At 64.2% G+C, this 19508-nt stretch carries 18 protein-coding genes; 14 read left to right on the forward strand and 4 right to left on the reverse strand.

The window, feature by feature from the left end:
* The first annotated feature begins 134 nt into the window (after window positions 1–134).
* The 11 genes from BUQ73_RS13390 (at window position 135) to BUQ73_RS13445 (ending at window position 13031) form a co-directional block, all read left to right on the forward strand.
* A complete protein-coding gene (locus tag BUQ73_RS13390; RefSeq protein WP_079228362.1) occupies window positions 135–1007 on the forward strand; it encodes a MurR/RpiR family transcriptional regulator in 873 nt (290 codons plus the stop codon).
* Window positions 1008–1028: 21 nt separating this feature from the next.
* Window positions 1029–1781, forward strand: a complete 753-nt coding sequence (locus tag BUQ73_RS13395) for a transporter substrate-binding domain-containing protein (RefSeq protein WP_079228363.1) — start codon at window positions 1029–1031, stop codon at window positions 1779–1781.
* Window positions 1782–2085: 304 nt separating this feature from the next.
* On the forward strand, window positions 2086–2805 hold the full coding sequence (locus BUQ73_RS13400; protein WP_060485113.1) for an ABC transporter permease: 720 nt from the start codon (window positions 2086–2088) through the stop codon (window positions 2803–2805).
* On the forward strand, window positions 2802–3512 hold the full coding sequence (locus BUQ73_RS13405; RefSeq protein ID WP_079228364.1) for an ABC transporter permease: 711 nt from the start codon (window positions 2802–2804) through the stop codon (window positions 3510–3512). The genes BUQ73_RS13400 and BUQ73_RS13405 overlap by 4 nt, the downstream gene beginning before the upstream one ends.
* Before the next feature lie 15 nt (window positions 3513–3527).
* A complete protein-coding gene (locus BUQ73_RS13410) occupies window positions 3528–4772 on the forward strand; it encodes an NAD(P)/FAD-dependent oxidoreductase (protein WP_079228365.1) in 1245 nt (414 codons plus the stop codon).
* 22 nt (window positions 4773–4794) lie between these two features.
* On the forward strand, window positions 4795–5577 hold the full coding sequence (locus BUQ73_RS13415) for an amino acid ABC transporter ATP-binding protein (RefSeq protein WP_079228366.1): 783 nt from the start codon (window positions 4795–4797) through the stop codon (window positions 5575–5577).
* 297 nt (window positions 5578–5874) lie between these two features.
* Entirely contained in the window at window positions 5875–6684 is an 810-nt protein-coding gene (locus BUQ73_RS13420; RefSeq protein ID WP_079228367.1) for a gamma-glutamyl-gamma-aminobutyrate hydrolase family protein, read from the forward strand.
* A 566-nt stretch (window positions 6685–7250) separates the two neighbouring features.
* The gene (gene kdgD, locus BUQ73_RS13425; protein WP_060485116.1) at window positions 7251–8162 is read left to right on the forward strand and encodes a 5-dehydro-4-deoxyglucarate dehydratase; all 912 of its coding nucleotides are present in this window, start codon (window positions 7251–7253) and stop codon (window positions 8160–8162) included.
* A gap of 103 nt (window positions 8163–8265) precedes the next feature.
* Window positions 8266–9630, forward strand: a complete 1365-nt coding sequence (locus BUQ73_RS13430) for an MFS transporter (protein WP_079228368.1) — start codon at window positions 8266–8268, stop codon at window positions 9628–9630.
* Between the two features lie 81 nt (window positions 9631–9711).
* Window positions 9712–11265 carry a galactarate dehydratase gene (garD, locus tag BUQ73_RS13435; protein ID WP_079228369.1) on the forward strand — a complete coding sequence of 518 codons (1554 nt, stop codon included), beginning with the start codon at window positions 9712–9714 and terminating at the stop codon, window positions 11263–11265.
* A gap of 185 nt (window positions 11266–11450) precedes the next feature.
* Window positions 11451–13031 carry an aldehyde dehydrogenase (NADP(+)) gene (locus tag BUQ73_RS13445; RefSeq protein ID WP_079228371.1) on the forward strand — a complete coding sequence of 527 codons (1581 nt, stop codon included), beginning with the start codon at window positions 11451–11453 and terminating at the stop codon, window positions 13029–13031.
* A gap of 310 nt (window positions 13032–13341) precedes the next feature.
* Here the strand turns inward: BUQ73_RS13445 and BUQ73_RS13450 are convergent, their stop codons facing one another.
* The 3 genes from BUQ73_RS13450 to BUQ73_RS13460 form a co-directional block, all read right to left on the reverse strand.
* The gene (locus BUQ73_RS13450) at window positions 13342–14091 is read right to left on the reverse strand and encodes a FadR/GntR family transcriptional regulator (RefSeq protein WP_027919053.1); all 750 of its coding nucleotides are present in this window, start codon (window positions 14089–14091) and stop codon (window positions 13342–13344) included.
* A gap of 81 nt (window positions 14092–14172) precedes the next feature.
* Window positions 14173–15474, reverse strand: coding sequence for a cation:dicarboxylate symporter family transporter (locus tag BUQ73_RS13455; protein WP_079228372.1), 1302 nt, complete (start codon window positions 15472–15474; stop codon window positions 14173–14175).
* Between the two features lie 66 nt (window positions 15475–15540).
* Complete coding sequence (locus BUQ73_RS13460) at window positions 15541–16896, reverse strand: class-II fumarase/aspartase family protein (protein WP_079228373.1); 1356 nt, start codon at window positions 16894–16896, stop codon at window positions 15541–15543.
* A 117-nt stretch (window positions 16897–17013) separates the two neighbouring features.
* Here BUQ73_RS13460 and BUQ73_RS13465 point away from each other — a divergent pair, with 117 nt between their 5' ends.
* The 3 genes from BUQ73_RS13465 to BUQ73_RS13475 all read left to right on the forward strand — a co-directional run bounded on the left by BUQ73_RS13465 (window position 17014) and on the right by BUQ73_RS13475 (window position 18971).
* Window positions 17014–17751 carry a GntR family transcriptional regulator gene (locus BUQ73_RS13465; RefSeq protein WP_079228374.1) on the forward strand — a complete coding sequence of 246 codons (738 nt, stop codon included), beginning with the start codon at window positions 17014–17016 and terminating at the stop codon, window positions 17749–17751.
* Window positions 17752–17916: 165 nt separating this feature from the next.
* Window positions 17917–18567 carry a DUF998 domain-containing protein gene (locus BUQ73_RS13470; protein WP_079228375.1) on the forward strand — a complete coding sequence of 217 codons (651 nt, stop codon included), beginning with the start codon at window positions 17917–17919 and terminating at the stop codon, window positions 18565–18567.
* A 74-nt stretch (window positions 18568–18641) separates the two neighbouring features.
* Window positions 18642–18971: a hypothetical protein gene (locus tag BUQ73_RS13475; RefSeq protein WP_027918911.1), complete on the forward strand. Its 330-nt coding sequence runs from the start codon at window positions 18642–18644 to the stop codon at window positions 18969–18971.
* Window positions 18972–19024: 53 nt separating this feature from the next.
* Here the strand turns inward: BUQ73_RS13475 and BUQ73_RS13480 are convergent, their stop codons facing one another.
* The gene (locus BUQ73_RS13480) at window positions 19025–19495 is read right to left on the reverse strand and encodes an OsmC family protein (protein ID WP_079228376.1); all 471 of its coding nucleotides are present in this window, start codon (window positions 19493–19495) and stop codon (window positions 19025–19027) included.
* Between the last annotated feature and the right edge of the window lie 13 nt (window positions 19496–19508).

The following is a 19508-nucleotide window of genomic DNA, read 5'->3' on the forward strand; positions in this document are numbered from 1 at the left end:
GAATGGCAACAGCGTGTGCAACGACAAAAACTTTCCGATAAGTGACAGCTATCTGTCAATTGTTGACGCCATGACAGAAAACAGCCATTTTCTACTCCACGCCTCCCCCCGGAGGCACAGAGGGAGCAGCCTGCATGAGTCAACCGATCAAGCAACGCCTGGAAAACAGCCTGCAAGGGGCCGCCGCCTCAGGCCGCAAGATCGCCAGCTACATGCTCGCCAACCTGCACGAACTGCCGTTCCAGACCTCGGCCAGCATTGCTGCCAAGCTGGGTGTCAGCGAGTCCAGCGTCGGTCGCTTCTGCCGCTCCCTCGGTTATGCCCATCTCAAGGCGCTCAAGCAAGACCTGCAGAGTGACCTGGGCGACGGGCCATGGCTGATGGGTGATCGCCTGCAAGAATATCGCCAGAACGAGGACGTCAGCGACAACGCCGGCAGCCTGGAGCTGGAAATGGCAGCCCTGGTGCGTGTCCACGAATACCGCCAGAGCGGCGCCTGGCACGCCGTGGCAAAGCGCCTGGCGGAAAAGCCGCGGGTGTGCATCGCCGGCTTCCAGACCGAGCGCGGCATCGCCATGTGCATGAGCCACCTGCTGCAATACCTGCGCGAGGGCGTGCAACTGGTCGATGGCAGCGCCGGGCACTTCGGCGACGTGCTGCTCGGCCGCAGCGAGGACACCACCCTGGTGGTGTTCGAAGCCCGCCGCTATTCACGCCATGCCCTGCAGCTGTGCCAGAAGGCACGTGCCGCCGGCATCCCGGTCACGCTGGTGACCGACACCTTCTGCGACTGGGCCGATGCCCATGCCGACGAAGTGTTCCGCATCCCCACCGAATTCAATCTGTTCTGGGAATCCACCGCGACCATGCTGTCGTGGGTGCACCTGATGGTCAACGAGGTCTGCAAGAAGCTCGGGCCTGATGTTGAAAAACGCTTGGAAGCGACTGCCGCTCTACATAACGAGTTCGTCGGCTACACCTCGTGGCCCGCGGGCAAACAACAATAGCAAGAGTGCAAGAGGTGCGAGATGAACAAGACCATGGCCATGCTGGGTGCGTGCGCTTTGCTGCTGGCAGGCAATGCCAGTGCCGAAACCCTGCGCTTCGCCACCGAAGGTGCCTACCCGCCCTTCAACTATGTCGATGCCGATAACCAGCTGCACGGCTTCGACATCGATATCACCCATGCCCTGTGCGAACAGATGAAGGTCGAATGCACCCTGGTCGCCCAGGACTGGGAAGGCATCATCCCGGCGCTGATGGCGCGCAAGTACGATGCCGTGGTGGCGTCGATGATCGACACCGAGGAGCGGCGCAAGAAGATCGCCTTCACCGATCACTACTACCGCACTCCGCTGACCGTCGCCGTGGCCAAGGACAGCAAGATCAGCGACGCCCAGACCCGCTTCGACGGCTATACCGTTGGCGCCCAGTCGTCCTCGACCCAGGCCATCTATGCCGAAGACGTGTACGCCAAGGCCGGCGCCGACGTGAAGCTGTATCCGACCATGGACGAGGCCAACGCCGACCTCGCCGCCGGCCGCCTGGACGGGGTGATCGCCGACAAGTTCCCGCTGCACGAGTGGATGAACAAGAACGGCGGTGACTGCTGCAAGATCCTCGGCGATGTAGCCGACACCAAGGCCGACGCCGCCATTGCCGTGCGCAAGGACGACGACGCCCTGCGCCAGCGGCTGAACACCGCACTGGCCGCGATCGTCGCCAACGGCACCTACCAGAAGATCGCCAGCAAGTACTTTGCCTTCGATATCTACAACTGATCTTCGGAAAACTGCGCAATTTTTGCAGGAGCGCCTGTGGGAGCGGTTTGTGGGAGCGGCCTGTGGGAGCGGCCTGTGGGAGCGGCCTGTGGGAGCGGCCTGTGGGAGCGGCCTGTGGGAGCGGCCTGTGGGAGCGGCCTTGCGTCGCGAAAGGGCTGCGTAGCGGCCCCAGGATTTACGCAGCAGCACAGATAGCCGGGGCCGCGTTGCGGCCCATTCGCGACGCAAGGCCGCTCCCACACAAAGCACACAAAGCACACACAAAGCACTCTCAGAGACCGCATTACCCGACAAGGGGTTCGTCATGCTCGATCAATTGTCCTTGCTGTCCTTCGCCAGCGGAGGCTGGGGCCAGGCGTTGCTGGCCGGCGCGCTGGTTACCGTTTCCCTGGCCCTGGCCTGCCTGCCCATCGGCCTGCCACTGGGCCTGGCGGTCGCCCTGGCGGCACGCTCGCGCAAGCGCTTGCCACGCGCCTGGGCTACCACGTTCTCCACCGTGTTCCGCGGCCTGCCCGAGCTGCTGACCTTGCTGATCATCTATTACGGCTGCCAGATCGCCGCGCAGAAGCTGCTGGCGGCGATGGGTTATGAAGGCGAATTCCTGATCAATACCTTCCTGGCCGCGATGATCGCCTTCAGCCTGGTCTTCGCGGCGTTCTCCAGCGAAATCTGGCTGGCAGCGTTCAAGACCCTGCCCAAAGGGCAACTGGAGGCCTGCTCGGCCCTGGGCCTGAGCAAGCGCACCGGGTTCTTCAAGGTGGTGCTGCCGCAACTGACCCGCATCGCCCTGCCAGGGCTGTCGAACAACTGGCTGTCACTGCTCAAGGACACCTCGCTGGTGTCGACCATCTCGCTGGTCGACCTGATGCGCCAGACCAACCTGGCGGTCAGCGTGACCAAGGAGCCGATGTTCTTCTATGGCGTCGCCTGCCTCGGTTACCTGCTGTTTTCGGCTGCCTCGGGACGGGTGTTCGCCTATATCGAGCGCCGTAGCAACCGCCACCTGCAAGGAGCACGCGCATGAGTGCCGAACAACTGCTGGGCCTGGTGCTCGACCCGGACCTGCTGGACCGCTACGGCCCGCGCTTCGTCGATGGCCTGCTGGTGACTGCCAAGCTGGTGGCGATCTCCTTCAGCCTGGGCGCCGTGCTTGGTCTGCTGCTGGCCCTGGCGCGCCTGTCGCGCCATCAGCTGCTGCAGCGCATGGCGGCTGGCTACATCTACTTCTTCCGCGGCTCGCCACTGCTGGCACAGCTGTTTCTGCTGTATTACGGCCTGGGTTCGCTCAAGGGCTTCTGGCAGGACGTCGGCCTCTGGTGGTTCTTCCGGGAAGCCTGGTTCTGCACCTTGCTGGCGTTCACCCTGAACACCGCCGCCTACCAGGCCGAGATCTTCCGCGGCAGCCTGATGGCCGTCGCGCCGGGCCAGTACGAAGCGGCACGCGCGCTGAACCTGAAGCGCTCGACCACCTTCTTCAAGGTGATCCTGCCGCAATCGTTGCTGGTGGCCATCGGCCCGCTGGGCAACGAGCTGATCCTGATGATCAAGGCCAGCGCCATCGCGTCCCTGGTGACCATCTATGACCTGATGGGCGTGACCAAACTGGCGTTCTCGCGCAGTTTCGACTTCCAGATCTACCTGTGGGCCGCGGTGCTCTACCTGCTGATCGTCGAACTGGTACGGCGCTTGCTCAAACACCTGGAAGCCCGCCTGGGCCGCCACCTGAACTGACCGAAGGATACATCCATGCATTGCCAGACCCTTGTTCTTGGCGCCGGCATCGTCGGCGTCAGCACCGCATTGCACCTGCAGGCTCGCGGGCGCCAGGTGATCCTGATCGACCGTGACGACCCTGGTAGCGGCACCAGCCATGGCAACGCCGGGCTGATCGAGCGCTCAAGCGTGATCCCCTATGCCTTCCCCCGGCAGTTTGGTGCCTTGCTGCGCTATGGCCTGAACCGCCAGCCAGATGTGCGCTACAGCCTGCTGCACCTGCCCAAGGCGGCACCGTGGCTGCTGCGCTATTGGCGACAGTCGGCGCCCGGGCGCCTGGCCGGGGCGGCGGCCGACATGCTGCCGCTGGTGCAACGCAGCGTCGAGGAACACGATGCGCTGATCCAGGCGGCCGGCCTTGAAGGGCTGATCCAGGCCAAGGGCTGGATCGAGGTGTATCGCGACCCGGCGCTGTTCGAACAGGCCAAGGCCGAGCTCAAGGGCCTCGCCCGCTATGGCCTGCAATACGAAATCCTCGAACGCGGCCAACTGCAGGCACGCGAGCATCAGCTCGACAGTGCCGTGGTCGGCGGCATCCACTGGCTCGACCCGAAGACCGTCAACAACCCGGGCGCCCTTACCCGTGGCTATGCCGCCCTGTTCGTGCAGCGTGGCGGGCAGTTCCTGCATGGCGATGCGCGCAGCCTGCGCCAGGCGGGCAGCCAGTGGCAGGTCGACAGCCAGCGCGGGCCGATTACCGCCGACGAGGTGGTGGCCTGCCTGGGCCCGCAGTCGGGCGAGCTTTACGAGCGCTTGGGCTACCGGATTCCGCTGGGCATCAAGCGCGGTTACCACATGCACTACGCCACCCGCGACGGCGCGCAGCTGCAGCATTCGATCTGCGACACCCAGGGCGGCTATGTACTGGCCCCCATGGCCCGCGGCGTGCGCCTGACCACCGGTATCGAGTTTGCCGCCAGCGACGCGCCGGGCAACGAAATCCAGCTCAAGCGTTGCGAGGCCCTGGCCCGCAAGCTGTTCCCGGCCCTTGGCGAGCGCCTCGATGACAAACCTTGGCTCGGCCGCCGGCCGTGCCTGCCCGACATGCGCCCGGTGATCGGCCCGGCGCCCCGGCACAAAGGCCTGTGGTTCAACTTCGGCCACGCCCACCACGGCCTCACCCTCGGCCCGGTCAGCGGCCGCCTGGTGGCCGAGCTGCTTACCGGCGAACACCCCTTCACCGACCCTGCGCCCTACAGCGCGGCACGTTTCGACTGACACCCAGCGGGAGAACAACAACATGACCGCCCCCATGAGCGTTGCCAGCCTTGCCCCCGAACCCGACCCACGCCCGGAGCTGATCCGCATCGAGGGCCTGAACAAGCACTATGGCGCCTTCCATGTGCTGCGCGACATCGATCTGCAGGTGCGCGAAGGCGAGCGCATTGTGTTGTGTGGCCCGTCCGGCTCGGGCAAGTCGACGCTGATCCGTTGCATCAACCGCCTGGAGATCGCCCAGCAAGGCAGCATCCAGGTCGCTGGCACCGACCTGGCGGCCAACACGCGCCAGGCGGCCCAGGTACGCAGCGAGATCGGCATGGTGTTCCAGCACTTCAACCTGTTCCCGCACATGAGCGTGCTCGACAACTGCCTACTGGCGCCCACCAGCGTACGCGGCCTGTCGCGCAAGGACGCCGAGGAACGGGCGCGCATGTACCTGAGCAAGGTCGGCATCGAGAGCCAGGCGCACAAGTACCCCAGCCAGTTGTCCGGCGGCCAGCAGCAACGCGTGGCGATTGCCCGGGCGCTGTGCATGAAGCCGCGGATCATGTTGTTCGATGAGCCGACCTCGGCACTCGACCCAGAGATGGTTGCCGAGGTGCTGGACGTGCTGGTGCAGCTGGCCGGCACCGGCATGACCATGCTCTGCGTCACCCATGAAATGGGCTTTGCCCGCCAGGTGGCGGAACGGGTGTTGTTCCTCGAGGGCGGGCAGATCATCGAGGATAGCCCGCCCGAGGTATTCTTCAGCCAGCCGCGCACCGCGCGGGCCAAGGCCTTCCTCGCGCAGATACTGCACTGAGCCGCCGATCATTGCAGCGCTGCAATGATCCAACTGCGTCGTTAAATATAATTGACCTTACCCCCTGCCAAACCCTTGCCGGCTCAGGCTCGCAAGGGTTCAGCCCCCGTATTTCGGCGCCTTAACCGCTTTTTGCTCGTTTGACATATCGAACGGCTCTGGCAAGCTATCTACAAGCCCCGACCGGAATCGTCCACTGACGAGCCGGCAGTGCTCGGGACTTCAGGTAGCACATCTAGGCCAAGGGCCGTGCACCTGCACAACAACGACAGGCAGAGCCCTGTCATAAGGTGACATATGTCCAACAGCAACATTGGCAACAAGCAACCTTCCCTGCGCAAACCCGTCGTCCTGATGACCATGGGCAGCCAAGAGCGCAAAGGCCATGACTATCAGGTCATGACCCACAAATACATCACTCCGCTGGTCGACTTCGCCGATTGCGTCCCGGTACTGGTGCCCACCTGCTGTGGCATCGAAGACCTCGAGACCTATCTGGACATGGCCGACGGCGTGTACCTGACCGGTGCTGGCAGCAACATCGAGCCAAGCCTGTACGGCCAGGAAAACCAGACCCCGGGCAAAGGCCAGGACGTCAACCGCGACCTGTTCGACATCCCGCTGGTCAAGGCAGCGCTCAAGCGCGGCCTGCCAATCTTCGGCATCTGCCGTGGCATGCAGGAAATCAACGTTGCCCTGGGTGGCGACATCTACCAGAAGGTCTACGCCGAACCTGGCTTCAACGACCACCGGGAAAACCCGGAAGATCCGGTCGATGTGCAGTACGCCCAGGTGCATGGTGTGAAGATCAAGCCGGGCAGCTGGCTGCGTGAAACCCTGGGCACCGACGAGATCCGCGTGAACTCGCTGCACGGCCAGGGCCTGCGCAAACTGGGCGCCGGCATCGAGCCGATCGCCCACGCCGAAGACGGCCTGGTCGAGGCTATCCACGCCCCGAGCATCTCGCCGTTCCTGTTTGCCGTGCAGTGGCACCCGGAATGGCAAGCGGCGAAGAACCCTGATTCGATCAAGATCTTCCAGGCCTTCGGCGATGCCTGCCGCGCACAAGTGCGCAAAAGCCAGATCAAGCGCCAACAGGCCGCCTGATAGCCGGTTTCAGCTTCGTTAGCTTTGATCGCGGGGCGGCGCAAGGTCGCCCCCGCTTCCCCGGTCACCCTCTGCTGGTCCCAGAACACTTCCCGTGGAAGCGGGCGGCGGGCTTGTGCCTGTCTCCGCGATCGTTTTTTTCCTTCCCTTCATAAGAGATACGATGACTGCTTTGTGGTTGTCGTAGGATCTTCTGCGCCTGGGAGATCGAGCGCCGCCCGCGCGGCGCATCGCGGATGAATCCGCTCCTACATTTGTTGCAACGTGCCGTACCTGTTACGCCATGGTCGCCTGCCTTGGCGCATGTCTTAAGCCCTACAAACAGGGCAGACAGCGGTGCCCCCACAGGAGTGATTGGCCCGAAACAGATGTAGGAGCGGATTTATCCGCGATGCGCCGCGCGGGCGGCGCTCGATAGGCGCACCCACACACATTCCGAACCGAACCCCATGGCATCCCCGCAAAATTTTCTGCAAAGGGGACTAGTCATCGTACAAGTTGTACGATAACTTACCTCCAACGCAGAACAACACCTTCACCCCAAGCGCCACAGGATGCCAACAACAATGAATCCACAAGAACTGAAATCCATCCTCTCCCACGGCCTGCTGTCTTTCCCGGTCACCGACTTCAATGCCCAGGGCGACTTCAACCAGGCTGGCTACATCAAGCGCCTGGAGTGGCTGGCCCCGTACGGCGCCAGCGCCCTGTTCGCCGCCGGCGGCACCGGTGAGTTCTTCTCCCTGGCCGCCAGCGAGTACAGCCAGGTGATCAAGACCGCTGTCGACACCTGCGCCAAGTCGGTGCCAATCCTCGCCGGCGTCGGTGGTTCCACCCGCCAGGCCATCGAATACGCGCAAGAAGCCGAGCGCCTGGGGGCCAAGGGCCTGTTGCTGCTGCCGCACTACCTCACCGAAGCCAGCCAGGACGGCGTCGCCGCCCACGTCGAAGCGGTGTGCAAATCGGTCAACATCGGTGTGGTGGTGTACAACCGCAACGTCTGCCGCCTGAACGCCAACCTGCTGGAGCAGCTGGCCGAGCGCTGCCCGAACCTGATCGGTTACAAGGACGGCCTGGGTGACATCGAGCTGATGGTGTCGATCCGTCGCCGCCTGGGTGACCGTTTCAGCTACCTGGGTGGCCTGCCGACCGCCGAGGTGTATGCTGCGGCTTACAAGGCACTGGGTGTGCCGGTCTACTCGTCGGCGGTGTTCAACTTCATTCCGAAAACCGCGATGGACTTCTACCACGCCATCGCCCGTGACGATCACGCCACCGTGGCCAAACTGATCGACGATTTCTTCCTGCCGTACCTGGACATCCGCAACCGCAAGGCCGGCTACGCCGTGAGCATCGTCAAGGCCGGTGCCAAGATCGCCGGTTACGACGCAGGCCCGGTGCGCACCCCGCTGACCGACCTGACCGCTGAAGAGTACGAAATGCTCGCAGCGCTGATGGACAAGATGGGTCCGCAATAAGCGCACCCCGCGGCCTGCCATTGCCGCATCCGGAGTGGGCCCGCCCCGCTCCGGCTACAACTCGTGAGCCCGCACAAAAATAACTAGTGGGAGTATTACCAGCATGCAAGCGACTAAAAAGACGCATGTGCGCTACCTGATCCTGTTCATGCTGTTTCTGGTGACCACGATCAACTACGCAGACCGAGCAACCATCGCCATCGCAGGCTCCAGCCTGCAGAAAGACCTCGGCATCGACGCCGTCACCCTTGGTTATATTTTCTCCGCCTTTGGATGGGCTTACGTGGCCGGGCAAATCCCCGGTGGCTGGCTGCTGGACCGCTTCGGTTCGAAGAATGTCTACGCCTTCAGTATCTTCACCTGGTCGCTGTTCACCCTGCTGCAGGGCTTTGTCGGCGGCCTGCCGGTGGCCTGGGCGGTAGTGACACTGTTCACCCTGCGCTTTCTCGTCGGCTTCGCCGAAGCCCCGTCGTTCCCGGGCAACGCCCGTATCGTCGCGGCCTGGTTCCCGACCCAGGAACGCGGTACTGCTTCGGCGATCTTCAACTCGGCGCAGTACTTCGCCACCGCACTGTTCGCCCCGATCATGGGCTGGATCGTGTTCAGCTTCGGCTGGGAGCACGTGTTCGTGGTCATGGGCGCGCTGGGCATCGTGTTCTCCATGGTGTGGCTGAAGACCATCCACAACCCGCGCCAGCACCCACGCATCAGCAAAAGTGAACTCGAACATATCGAGCAGAACGGCGGCCTGGTCGACATGGACCAGAAGCGTGGCAACGACGGCCCGAAATGGGGCTACATCAAGCAACTGCTGACCAGCCGCATGCTGCTGGGCGTGTACCTGGGCCAGTACTGCATCAACGCGATCACCTACTTCTTCCTCACTTGGTTCCCGGTGTACCTGGTGCAGGAACGTGGCATGACCATCCTCAAGGCCGGTTTCATCGCCTCGCTGCCAGCAGTGTGCGGCTTCATTGGTGGCGTACTCGGTGGGGTGATCTCGGACTGGCTGCTGCGCCGCGGCAACTCGCTGACCTTCTCGCGCAAGCTGCCGATCGTCTGCGGCCTGTTGCTGTCGACCACCATGGTGTTCTGCAACTACGTAGACGCCGAGTGGATGGTGGTCGGTTTCATGACCCTGGCGTTCTTCGGCAAGGGCATCGGTGCACTAGGCTGGGCCGTGGTGGCAGACACCTCGCCCAAGCAGATCGCCGGGCTGTCCGGGGGCCTGTTCAACACCTTCGGCAACATCGCGTCGATCACCACGCCGATCGTCATCGGTTACATCATCAGCGCCACCGGCTCGTTCAAGTGGGCCCTGGTGTATGTGGGCGCCAACGCCCTGGTAGCGGTGTTCAGCTACCTGGTGATCGTCGGCCCGATCAAGCGTATCGAACTGCGCGACGATGCCCCAAAGCCACAGCCTGAGCCAGCCGCCAATGGCGAACTGGCCAGCTCGCGGCACTGAGTGAAGTGAACACGCCCGCGCCGGCCAGCCTGCGCGGGCGGATGTACAAAAGCCTGAGAACCTGACAAGTAGGGCCCAAACATGCAGTTGATCGAACATTCCGACTCGCCCCGCTACGTCCGCCTGCACGACGACGATAACGTCGTGGTGGTGGTCAACGACGGCGGCCTGGGCGAAGGCGCCCGCTTCGCCGATGGCCTGACCCTGGTCGAAGGCGTGCCACAGAGCCACAAGGTTGCCACCGTGCTGATCGCCAAGGGCGAGCCGGTGCGCCGCTACGGGCAGATCATCGGTTATGCGCTGGAAGACTTGCGCCAGGGCAGCTGGGTGCAGGAAAGCCAGCTGGCCATGCCTGCCGCCCCGGAGCTGGACAGCCTGCCGCGCTGCGACGCAGTACCGGATGCCCTGCCAGCGCTGGACGGCTTCACTTTCGAAGGCTACCGCAACGCCGACGGCACTGTCGGCACCCGCAACATCCTTGGCATCACCACCACCGTGCAATGCGTGACCGGCGTGCTGGAGCACGCGGTCAAGCGTATCCGCAGCGAACTGCTGCCCAAATACCCCAACGTCGATGACGTGGTCGCCCTCACCCACAGCTACGGCTGTGGCGTGGCGATCAACGCCCGCGACGCCTATATCCCGATCCGCACCGTGCGCAACCTGGCGCGCAACCCCAACCTGGGCGGCGAAGCGCTGGTGATCAGCCTGGGCTGCGAAAAGCTCCAGGCCGGCCAGGTGATGCACGACAACGACCCGTCGGTGGACCTCAGCGAACCGTGGTTGTATCGCCTGCAGGACGCCAGCCTCGGCTTCGGCGAAATGATCGAGCAGATCATGGGCCTGGCCGAAACCCGACTGAAGAAGCTCGACCAGCGCCGCCGCGAAACAGTGCCCGCCAGCGAACTGATCCTCGGCATGCAGTGCGGCGGCAGTGACGCGTTCTCTGGCATCACCGCCAACCCGGCGCTGGGCTTTGCTGCCGACCTGCTGGTACGTGCCGGCGCCACCGTGCTGTTCTCGGAGGTGACCGAAGTGCGCGACGCCATCTACATGCTCACCTCGCGCGCCGAGAACCAGGAAGTCGCCGATGCCTTGGTGCGCGAAATGGACTGGTACGACCGTTACCTGCAGCAAGGCGCGGCAGACCGCAGCGCCAACACCACGCCGGGCAACAAGAAAGGCGGCCTGTCGAACATTGTCGAGAAGTCCCTCGGCTCGATCGTCAAATCCGGCAGCGGCGCCATCCAGGGCGTACTCGGCCCGGGCGAGCGGGTCAACCGCAAGGGCCTGATCTTCTGCGCAACCCCAGCCAGCGACTTCGTCTGCGGCACCCTGCAACTGGCCGCCGGCATGAACCTGCATGTGTTCACCACCGGCCGCGGCACGCCGTATGGCCTGGCCATGGCCCCGGTGGTCAAGGTCTGCACCCGTACCGAGCTGGCCCAACGCTGGCCAGACCTGATCGACATTGACGCCGGGCGCATCGCCAGCGGCCGCTCGACCATCGAAGAGCTGGGCTGGGAGCTGTTCCAGTACTACCTGGACGTGGCCAGTGGCCGCAAGCAGACCTGGGCCGAACAGCACCGCCTGCACAACGACATCACCCTATTCAACCCGGCACCGATTACCTGATGAGTCGGGCTGGCTCGCTACCCCATGTGTCGCGGTCCCTGTGGGAGCGGGTTTACCCGCGAAGCAGGCGACTCGGTGGATGGCACCGGCTTCACCGGTGTTTGCGGGTAAACCCGCTCCCACAGGGGCCAGTCACGCCTGCCTGAATAGTCTTCTTCCTTCAGCTACTTCTACAGGAGCACCCCATGCCTGAGATCCTCGGCCACAACTTCATCGCCGGCCAGCGCAGCGCTGCTGGCCCGCAACGCCTGCAGAGCCTGGACGCCACCACCGGCGAGGCCCTGCCATACAGCTTCGCCCAGGCCACTGAAGGCGAAGTGGACCAGGCAGCCAAGGCTGCCGCCGCTGCATTTGTCGAGTTCCGCAATCTGAAGCCGGCCCGCCGCGCCGAGTTCCTCGACGCCATCGCTGCCGAACTGGACGAACTGGACGACGCCTTTGTCGCCATCGTCTGCCGCGAGACCGCCCTGCCTGCCGCCCGTATTCAGGGCGAGCGCGGCCGCACCAGCGGCCAGATGCGCCTGTTCGCCCAGGTGCTGCGCCGTGGCGATTTCCTCGGTGCGCGCATCGACCTCGCCCTGCCCGAGCGCCAGCCGCTGCCGCGCGTGGACCTGCGCCAGATGCGCATCGGCGTTGGCCCGGTGGCCGTGTTCGGTGCCAGCAACTTCCCGCTGGCCTTCTCCACCGCCGGTGGTGACACCGCCGCCGCCCTGGCCGCCGGTTGCCCGGTGGTGTTCAAGGCACACAGCGGCCACATGGCCACCGCCGACCTGGTGGGCTGCGCCATCCAGCGCGCCGCCGAACGCACCGGCATGCCCAAGGGCGTGTTCAACATGGTGTTCGGTGCTGGCGTCGGCGAACCGCTGGTCAAGCACCCGGCCATCCAGGCCGTTGGCTTCACCGGTTCGCTCAAAGGCGGTGACGCCCTGTGCCGCATGGCCGCCGAGCGCCCGCAGCCGATCCCGGTATTCGCCGAGATGTCCAGCATCAACCCGGTGATCATCCTGCCGGGTGCCCTGGCCAAGCGCGGCGAGGCCATCGCCCGCGAGCTGGCCGGCTCCGTGTGCATGGGGGCCGGGCAATTCTGCACCAACCCAGGGCTGGTCATCGGCCTACAGTCGGCACAATACAGCCAACTGCTCGCCGACCTCGGCCAGCACCTGGACCAGCAAGCCGGGCAAACCATGCTCAACGCTGGTGGCCTGCGCAGCTATGTCGGCGGCCTGGAGCACCTGCACGCCCACGCGGGTATCGAGCACCTGGCCGGCCAGGCTCAGCAAGGCAGCCAGGCCCGTGCCCAGTTGTTCAAGGCCGATGCCCGCCTGCTGGTGGAGGCCGACCCGCTGCTGCAGGAAGAAGTGTTCGGCCCGACCACCGTGGCGGTCGAGGTCAAGGACCAGGCGCAACTGCGTGACGCCCTGCTTGGCCTGCGTGGCCAGCTGACCGCCACGCTGATCGGCGAGCCGGAGGACTTCGAGGCCTACGCCTGGCTGGTGCCGCTGCTGGAAGAGAAAGTCGGCCGCATCCTGGTCAACGGCTACCCGACCGGGGTGGAGGTGTGCGACGCGATGGTTCACGGCGGGCCCTACCCGGCCACCTCCGATGCCCGCGGCACCTCGGTCGGCACCCTGGCCATCGACCGCTTCCTGCGCCCGGTGTGCTACCAGAACTACCCGCAGGCGCTACTGCCGGAGGCACTGCGTGACGGCAACCCGCTGGGGCTGCGTCGCCTGGTCAATGGGCAGTGGAGCGAAGGCGCGGTCTGAGTACGATAAAGGCCCTGCTTGCAGGGCCTTTGCCTGTCTCGAGGCATGCGTCGCCTGTGAGACCGAGCGCCGCCCGCGCGGCGCATCGCGGATAAATCCGCTCCTACATTTGTTGCAACGTGGCCATGTCTGTGAGGCCATCCTTGTCAGCCGGTTTGCAAGACTCAAGACATGCACCAAGGCAGGCGACAATGGCGTAACAGGTTCGGCACGTTGCAACAGATGTAGGAGCGGATTTATCCGCGATGCGCCGCGCGGGCGGCGCTCGATTTATGCCCCGCCGCATCAATCACGGCAAACACCCTCAGCCTCATACCCCCTGCGCTTCGGCCTCTTCATGGGCCTGGCGCAAGCGCTCGCGGCTGTTGCTCAGGTGCATGCGCATGGCCATCTTCGCGCCTTCGCTGTCGCGCCGGGCAATGGCTTCGTAGATCGCTTCATGCTCGTGCATCAGGCGGCTCATGTAATGCGCCTGGTCATCATGGGCCAACCGCGCCGAATTCAGGCGGGTACGCGGAATGATGCTGGTGCCCAGGTGGTTGATGATATCGGCGAAGTAGTGGTTGCCGCTGGCCTGGGCAATGCGCAGGTGGAACTGGAAATCCGCCGACACCGCGTCGGTGGCGTGCGCAGCACCCTCGTTGAGCTCGTCCAGTGCCGCGCGCATGCCGGCCAGCTCTTCGTCGCTGCGCCGTTGCGCCGCCAGGCCCGCCGACTCGATTTCCAGGGCGATGCGCAGCTCCAGCACCGCCAGCACCTCGCGCAAAGTCACCACGGTCGCCGGGTCGATGCGAAAGCCTCCGGTCGCCGGGGCATCCAGCACGAAGGTGCCGATGCCATGGCGCGTCTCGACCTGCCCGGCCGCCTGCAGCCGGGAGATCGCCTCACGCACCACGGTGCGGCTCACGCCCTCCTCGGCCATGATCTGCGATTCGGTCGGCAGCTTGTCGCCGCGCTTGAGCTGGCCACTGCGAATGCGCTCGGTCAGCACCGTGACCAGTTCCTGGGCCAGACTACGCGGTTTGCGCCGGGTCCTTGCCTGTACCTGCTGCTCTGTCATGCCCTGTATTTCACCTTGAAAGACAGCCGTCATGATAGCGCAAGCAGTTGTACGGTCACATATACCCGACGCGGTATTTCATTAAAGCACTGCGCCAGGTGCACGCCCCAGCACGCGTGCGTATTCATCGCGAGCATTTTGCTCGGTGAACTCGCCCGCCCACTTCGCGACCACCACCGTCGCCACGCTGTTGCCGATGGTGTTGCACGCGGCCATGGCCATGGACATGAAGCGGTACACGCCAAACAACAGTGCCAGGCCTTCGACCGGCAATACCCCGATGGCGGTAACCGTGGCCGCAAACACCACGAAACTGCCACCCGACACCGCCGCAGCGCCCTTGGAAGTCACCAGCATGATCGCCAGGATACCCAGTTGCTGCTCCCAGCCCAGCGGCACACCGTAGGCATTGGCGATGAACAGTACGCTCAGCGACATGTACAGGGACGTGCCATCGAGGTTGAAGGCATAGCCGGTCGGCAGCACCAGCCCCACGCTCTGCTTCGAGCAGCCGAACCGCTCGAGCTTCTGCAGCAGGCGTGGCAAGGCGCTTTCCGATGAAGCGGTGCCGAGCACGATGAAAATCTCGTCCTTGATGTACGCCAGGAAGCGCAAGAAGCTGAAGCCGGACAGCCGGCACACAGCCCCCAGCACCACGAACAGGAAAAACACCACCGCCACGTAGAACATCAGCACCAGGTTGGCCAGCGACATCAGCACCGCCGAGCCATTGCTGCCCACGGCGTAGGCTACCGAGCCGAAAGCGCCCAGCGGGGCGAACTTCATGATCAGGTTGATGAACTCGAAGAAGCATTCCGAGACGCGGTTCAGCCCGTCCTCGATCACTTGCCGGCGCTCATGCTTGAGGGCCAGCAAGGCGAAGCCGAACAAAACGGCGATCACCAGCACCTGCAGCAGCTGGCCACCGGCGAAGGCACCGACGAAGTTGTCGGGGAAGATGGCGTAGATGAAGTCCATGGTCGATGTCGGCGCGTGGCCCTTGGCGACCGCCGCCGTGGCGGCTGCCGAGGCGGCACTGCTGGCGTGGGCACCGTGCATGCCCGAGCCAATGCCGATCAGGTTGCCCCACAGCAGGCCGATGGCCAGGGCCAGGGTCGACAACACTTCGAAGTACACCAGCGCACGCCAGCCGACCTTGCCGACGCGCTTGATGTCGCCGGCCGACGCAATGCCATGGACCACGGTGAAGAACACCAGCGGTGCGACGGCGGTCTTGATCAGCTTGAGAAAAATATCCCCGAGGATCTTGAACTTGGCAGCGAGCTCGGGGGCGATGAAACCGAAGGCGATGCCCAGCAGCATCGCCGCGACGACCTGGAAGGTCAGGTCCTTGTACAGCGGTTTTTTCAGCGTGGAAGACATGGCTGTATTCTCATTGTTCTTGTAGAAAACGACGGGGCCCGCTGCCAGCACGGGCCCCGGTAGCAATCAGCGAGCGACCGCACCCGGGCGGGCCACCGCCAAGTCGACCATCTGCGGCGCCATGCCCAAGTAGTTGGTCGGGTCGCACAGGGCTTCAAGGGTGGCCAGGTCCAGGCGCGCAGTGGCCTCGCCTTGGGCCTGCAGGGCCTCGAGCAGGCTGATGCCCTGGTCGTTGGCCATACGGCAGGCGGCGTAGACCACGTCGTGCGCGACCTGGCGGCCAAGCGCCGGGGCCAGGCCCATCATCACCGCCTCGGCGACGATCAGGCCCTGGGTCATGTCGAGGTTCTTGCGCATGCGCTCGGTGCGCACGTCCAGGCCAGCCAGCATGAAGCGCGCCTGGCCCAGGGAGGCTGCGGTCAGGGCGAAGGCTTCGGGGATGGCGATCCACTCTGCCTGCCATGGGCCGGTGGAACGCTCGAAGTCCTGGATCATCGCGTCAAGCATCAACCCGGCCTGCTGGCGCACGCCCTTGGCGGCGGCATACATCAGCTCGCAGGAAATCGGGTTGCGCTTCTGCGGCATGGTGCTGCTGGCGCCACGGCCCTTGACGAACGGCTCATAGGCTTCGCCCAGCTCGCTGGTCATCATCATCATGATGTCCAGCGCCACCTTGCCCAGCGAGGCGGTGACCAGGCCGAGGAAGTTGAGGGTTTCGGCCAGGCCGTCACGGGCCACGTGCCAGGTCGCCTGCGGCACGCCCAGGCCCAGTTCGTCCATCAGCGCGGCCTGCACCTCCAGGCCCTTGTCGCCCAACGAGGCCAGGGTACCGGCGGCGCCGGCGAATTGCCCCACTTCCACCCGCGGGCGCAGCTCGACCAGGCGCTCGGCGTGGCGGTCGAACATGCTCAGCCAGACCGCGCACTTGTAGCCGAAGGTGATCGGCAGTGCGTGCTGCAGGTGGGTACGGCCGGCCATCGGCGTGTCGCGGTAACGCTGCGCCAGCTCCGCCAGCAGGCCGCGCACTGCCTGCACATCACGCTCGACGATGGCCAGCGCGGCACGCACCTGCAGGACCACGGCGGTATCCATGATGTCCTGGGTGGTGGCCCCCCAGTGCACGTAGCGGCCAGCCTCGCCACAGAGCTTGGACAGTTGTTCCACCAACGGCAGGATCGGGTAGCCGACGATCTCGGTCTCGTGCTGCATCAATGCCAGGTCCAGCGAGGCGTACCGCGACAGCTCGGCGATCTGTGCGGCCGCTTCGGTCGGGATCACCCCGCAGCGCGCCTCGGCCTTGGCCAGGGCAACTTCAACTTCGATATAGCGCTCGATCAGCGCCTGGTCAGAAAACACCGCGCGCATCTCGGCGGTGCCGAACATGTCACGAAACAGGGTGGAATCGAAAACGGTGGTGGACATGGGCAGGGATCCTGAAATGTTGTTATTGAGCGTACATATTTATTATGTCCGTACATAATTCTTGCCCCAGCACTGATACACTGTCAACCGGTGCATTTGACGGGACTGACCGAAGGCATGAACGAAACGCGATACGCCGTGGTGGCCAAGGGCTTGATGGAGGGCATCGCCAGCGGCCGTTACCCGGTGGGCAGCCTGCTGCCAACCGAATTCGAACTGTGCGATCTGTATGAGGTGAGCCGGCACACGGTGCGGGCGGCGATCAACCAGTTGCTCAACCAGGGGCTGGTGTCACGCCGCAAGCGGGTCGGCACCCGGGTCGAGGCCAGCAGCCCGCGGGGCGGCTATTCACAGTCGCTGGCGACGGTGGCGGACCTTGCGCACCTGGCAGAAACCCAGCAACGGGAGATCCAGGGCGTGCGCCACTTCGTCGCCGACCTGAGTGAAGCGGCGCGCCTGGGGCTGGTGCCGGGTGAGCATTACTTTTGCGTGTCGAGCATCCGCGTCGATCGCCAGCACAATGCCGCGCCTCTGTGCTGGACCGACGTCTACGCCCAGCGCGACTACGCCGAGGTCATCGAACTGGCCCGCGAGCACCCCGATCAGCTGATCGCAGCGTTGATCGAGCAGCACTATGGCCGGGCGATCGCAGTCGTCGACCAGCAGGTTCGGGCGGTGTTGCTGACGGCGGAGATGGCGCGTGAACTGAAGGCTGAGGCAGGCTCTCCGGGGCTGAAGATCATCCGCCATTACCGCGAAGAAAACGGCGACCTGATGGCGGTTTCCGAGACCGTGCACCCGGATGATCGCTTCACGCTGGTAACCCAGATGCGCCGGGACAAGGCGGCTGGCTGAACGTTTTCATTGTCTGTCCTGGCCAGTTCGCAGGTAAACCCGCTCCCACAGCGATTGCGCAAACCTTGTGGGAGCGGGTTTACCCACGAAGAGGCCGGGACAGGCCGCAACGATCGCGGTACTGTAAACGCTTGAACCGGCCATTCCACGGAAGGAAACCCGCTGATGAAACTTCTCGACCGCTGCCTGCTCACCTGCGGCCTGCTCATCCCGTTCTGGCTGTTGTTGGGAGTCTGGCTCACCGCCCGCGCCTACCCCGGCTACGACCACCTCCAGCAGGCCATGAGCCAGCTTGGCGCGGTCGGTGCGCCCACCCAGCACTGGTCGCCTCTGCTCAATAACTTCCCGCTCGCGGTGCTGTTCGCCTTGTTCGCCTGGGGCCTTGCGCGGCGTTGGCAGGGTTCAAAACTGGCGATAGCGAGTGCTGCATTGATACTGCTGCATGGCGTGGGCAGCCTGGGTACCGGCTGGTTTCCCTGCGACCAAGGCTGCACGCCTGCCCAACCTTCGCTTTCGCAACAGTTGCATAACCTGTCGGGGCTGCTGATGTTCCTCTCGTTGACACTAGCCAGCGCGCTTTGGGTGTGGCTCGGCAGGCGCCTGGCCGGTTCGCCGGGCTTGGGCTGGTTTTCGCTGGTGTGCCTGGTTGCTGCGCTGGTGACCGTCATGCTCATGGCCCAAGCCGCACAAAGCGGCCAGCTGTTCGGCCTGTACCAGAGGCTGAATTACGGCGTGTCGGTGGTATGGGTCGCCGGCTTGGCATTCAGCAGCCTGCGCCCCGCACTGGCAAATCGCATCTGCATCGCCACTACCTGATGGGAAAATGCTGGCCCCCAGGCATCTGAAGCCAAGGCAAACTCCTTTCATCTTCAGATGCTTAGGACAGCAACATGCGAACAATTCTAGCAACGATGGCCGGCTGCCTGCTGGCCACTGTCGCCTTCGGTGCCCAGGCCAAGGCGCTGAACCAGAACGATCGCAACGTCTGTGGCTGGGGTTCGCAAATCGCCGCAGAAGCCCAGCAAGCCAAACTTTCCGGGGTCACCCTGTACGCAACGCGCAAGAAGCTACAGGTGCGCCGCTTCCCCAAGCCATGGATGCGCATGACCGCCTTCGGCATCACCGAACAGACCTATAACAGCCGGTCCAGGTTGCAGCCAGCGGCGATCAAGCAAACGTACTACGAACAGTGCGTACAGCACGCAGTAGCAAAGCGATAACTAACTAAAATCAACAAGTTAGATCATAAAGCTGATCTAACTTGTTTAAGATTTCAGCTGAGGTAAACGGGCTCGCAACGCACCTCGGTCTTGACCGAATTGGCGATGAAGCATTCCTCGTGGGCGAGGTGGTGAAGGTGCTCAAGCTGCTCCGCCGTAGGCTGGCGCTCGCCGGAGAACTCGACCCGTGGGCGCAGGGTAACCACGGTCATGGCCATGCGCCCTGCCTCATTGCGTGCCATCACCCCCTCTGCGTCGTCGGCATAGTGCTCGACGCAAAAGCGCTGCTTGGCTGCCAGCGACAGGAACCACAGCATGTGGCAGCTGGAAAGCGCAGCGATGAAGACCTCTTCAGGGTCTACAGCGTTGGCATCAGACATCGGCAGTGGCACCACATGCGGCGATGACGACCCCGGCACTTCGATGCCACCGTCGAAGCGCCACAGGTGCCGGCGGCTGTATTGGTTGCCGAGAAAGTCCTGGCCTTCGCGAGCCCAGGCCACGTGTGCGGTGTATTGCGCCATGCCAACCTCTTCA

The organism is Pseudomonas putida (genome assembly GCF_002025705.1).
GTDB classification, from domain to species: Bacteria; Pseudomonadota; Gammaproteobacteria; order Pseudomonadales; family Pseudomonadaceae; genus Aquipseudomonas; species Aquipseudomonas putida_J.

What these genes read in the sequence shown, in the direction of transcription:
- BUQ73_RS13390 (WP_079228362.1), top strand. Translation starts at nt 135, where the DNA reads ATGAGTCAACCGATCAAGCAACGCCTGGAAAACAGCCTGCAAGGGGCC.
- BUQ73_RS13395 (WP_079228363.1), top strand. Translation starts at nt 1,029, where the DNA reads ATGAACAAGACCATGGCCATGCTGGGTGCGTGCGCTTTGCTGCTGGCA.
- BUQ73_RS13400 (WP_060485113.1), top strand. Translation starts at nt 2,086, where the DNA reads ATGCTCGATCAATTGTCCTTGCTGTCCTTCGCCAGCGGAGGCTGGGGC.
- BUQ73_RS13405 (WP_079228364.1), top strand. Translation starts at nt 2,802, where the DNA reads ATGAGTGCCGAACAACTGCTGGGCCTGGTGCTCGACCCGGACCTGCTG.
- BUQ73_RS13410 (WP_079228365.1), top strand. Translation starts at nt 3,528, where the DNA reads ATGCATTGCCAGACCCTTGTTCTTGGCGCCGGCATCGTCGGCGTCAGC.
- BUQ73_RS13415 (WP_079228366.1), top strand. Translation starts at nt 4,795, where the DNA reads ATGACCGCCCCCATGAGCGTTGCCAGCCTTGCCCCCGAACCCGACCCA.
- BUQ73_RS13420 (WP_079228367.1), top strand. Translation starts at nt 5,875, where the DNA reads ATGTCCAACAGCAACATTGGCAACAAGCAACCTTCCCTGCGCAAACCC.
- kdgD (WP_060485116.1), top strand. Translation starts at nt 7,251, where the DNA reads ATGAATCCACAAGAACTGAAATCCATCCTCTCCCACGGCCTGCTGTCT.
- BUQ73_RS13430 (WP_079228368.1), top strand. Translation starts at nt 8,266, where the DNA reads ATGCAAGCGACTAAAAAGACGCATGTGCGCTACCTGATCCTGTTCATG.
- garD (WP_079228369.1), top strand. Translation starts at nt 9,712, where the DNA reads ATGCAGTTGATCGAACATTCCGACTCGCCCCGCTACGTCCGCCTGCAC.
- BUQ73_RS13445 (WP_079228371.1), top strand. Translation starts at nt 11,451, where the DNA reads ATGCCTGAGATCCTCGGCCACAACTTCATCGCCGGCCAGCGCAGCGCT.
- BUQ73_RS13450 (WP_027919053.1), bottom strand. Translation starts at nt 14,091, where the DNA reads ATGACAGAGCAGCAGGTACAGGCAAGGACCCGGCGCAAACCGCGTAGT.
- BUQ73_RS13455 (WP_079228372.1), bottom strand. Translation starts at nt 15,474, where the DNA reads ATGTCTTCCACGCTGAAAAAACCGCTGTACAAGGACCTGACCTTCCAG.
- BUQ73_RS13460 (WP_079228373.1), bottom strand. Translation starts at nt 16,896, where the DNA reads ATGTCCACCACCGTTTTCGATTCCACCCTGTTTCGTGACATGTTCGGC.
- BUQ73_RS13465 (WP_079228374.1), top strand. Translation starts at nt 17,014, where the DNA reads ATGAACGAAACGCGATACGCCGTGGTGGCCAAGGGCTTGATGGAGGGC.
- BUQ73_RS13470 (WP_079228375.1), top strand. Translation starts at nt 17,917, where the DNA reads ATGAAACTTCTCGACCGCTGCCTGCTCACCTGCGGCCTGCTCATCCCG.
- BUQ73_RS13475 (WP_027918911.1), top strand. Translation starts at nt 18,642, where the DNA reads ATGCGAACAATTCTAGCAACGATGGCCGGCTGCCTGCTGGCCACTGTC.
- BUQ73_RS13480 (WP_079228376.1), bottom strand. Translation starts at nt 19,495, where the DNA reads ATGGCGCAATACACCGCACACGTGGCCTGGGCTCGCGAAGGCCAGGAC.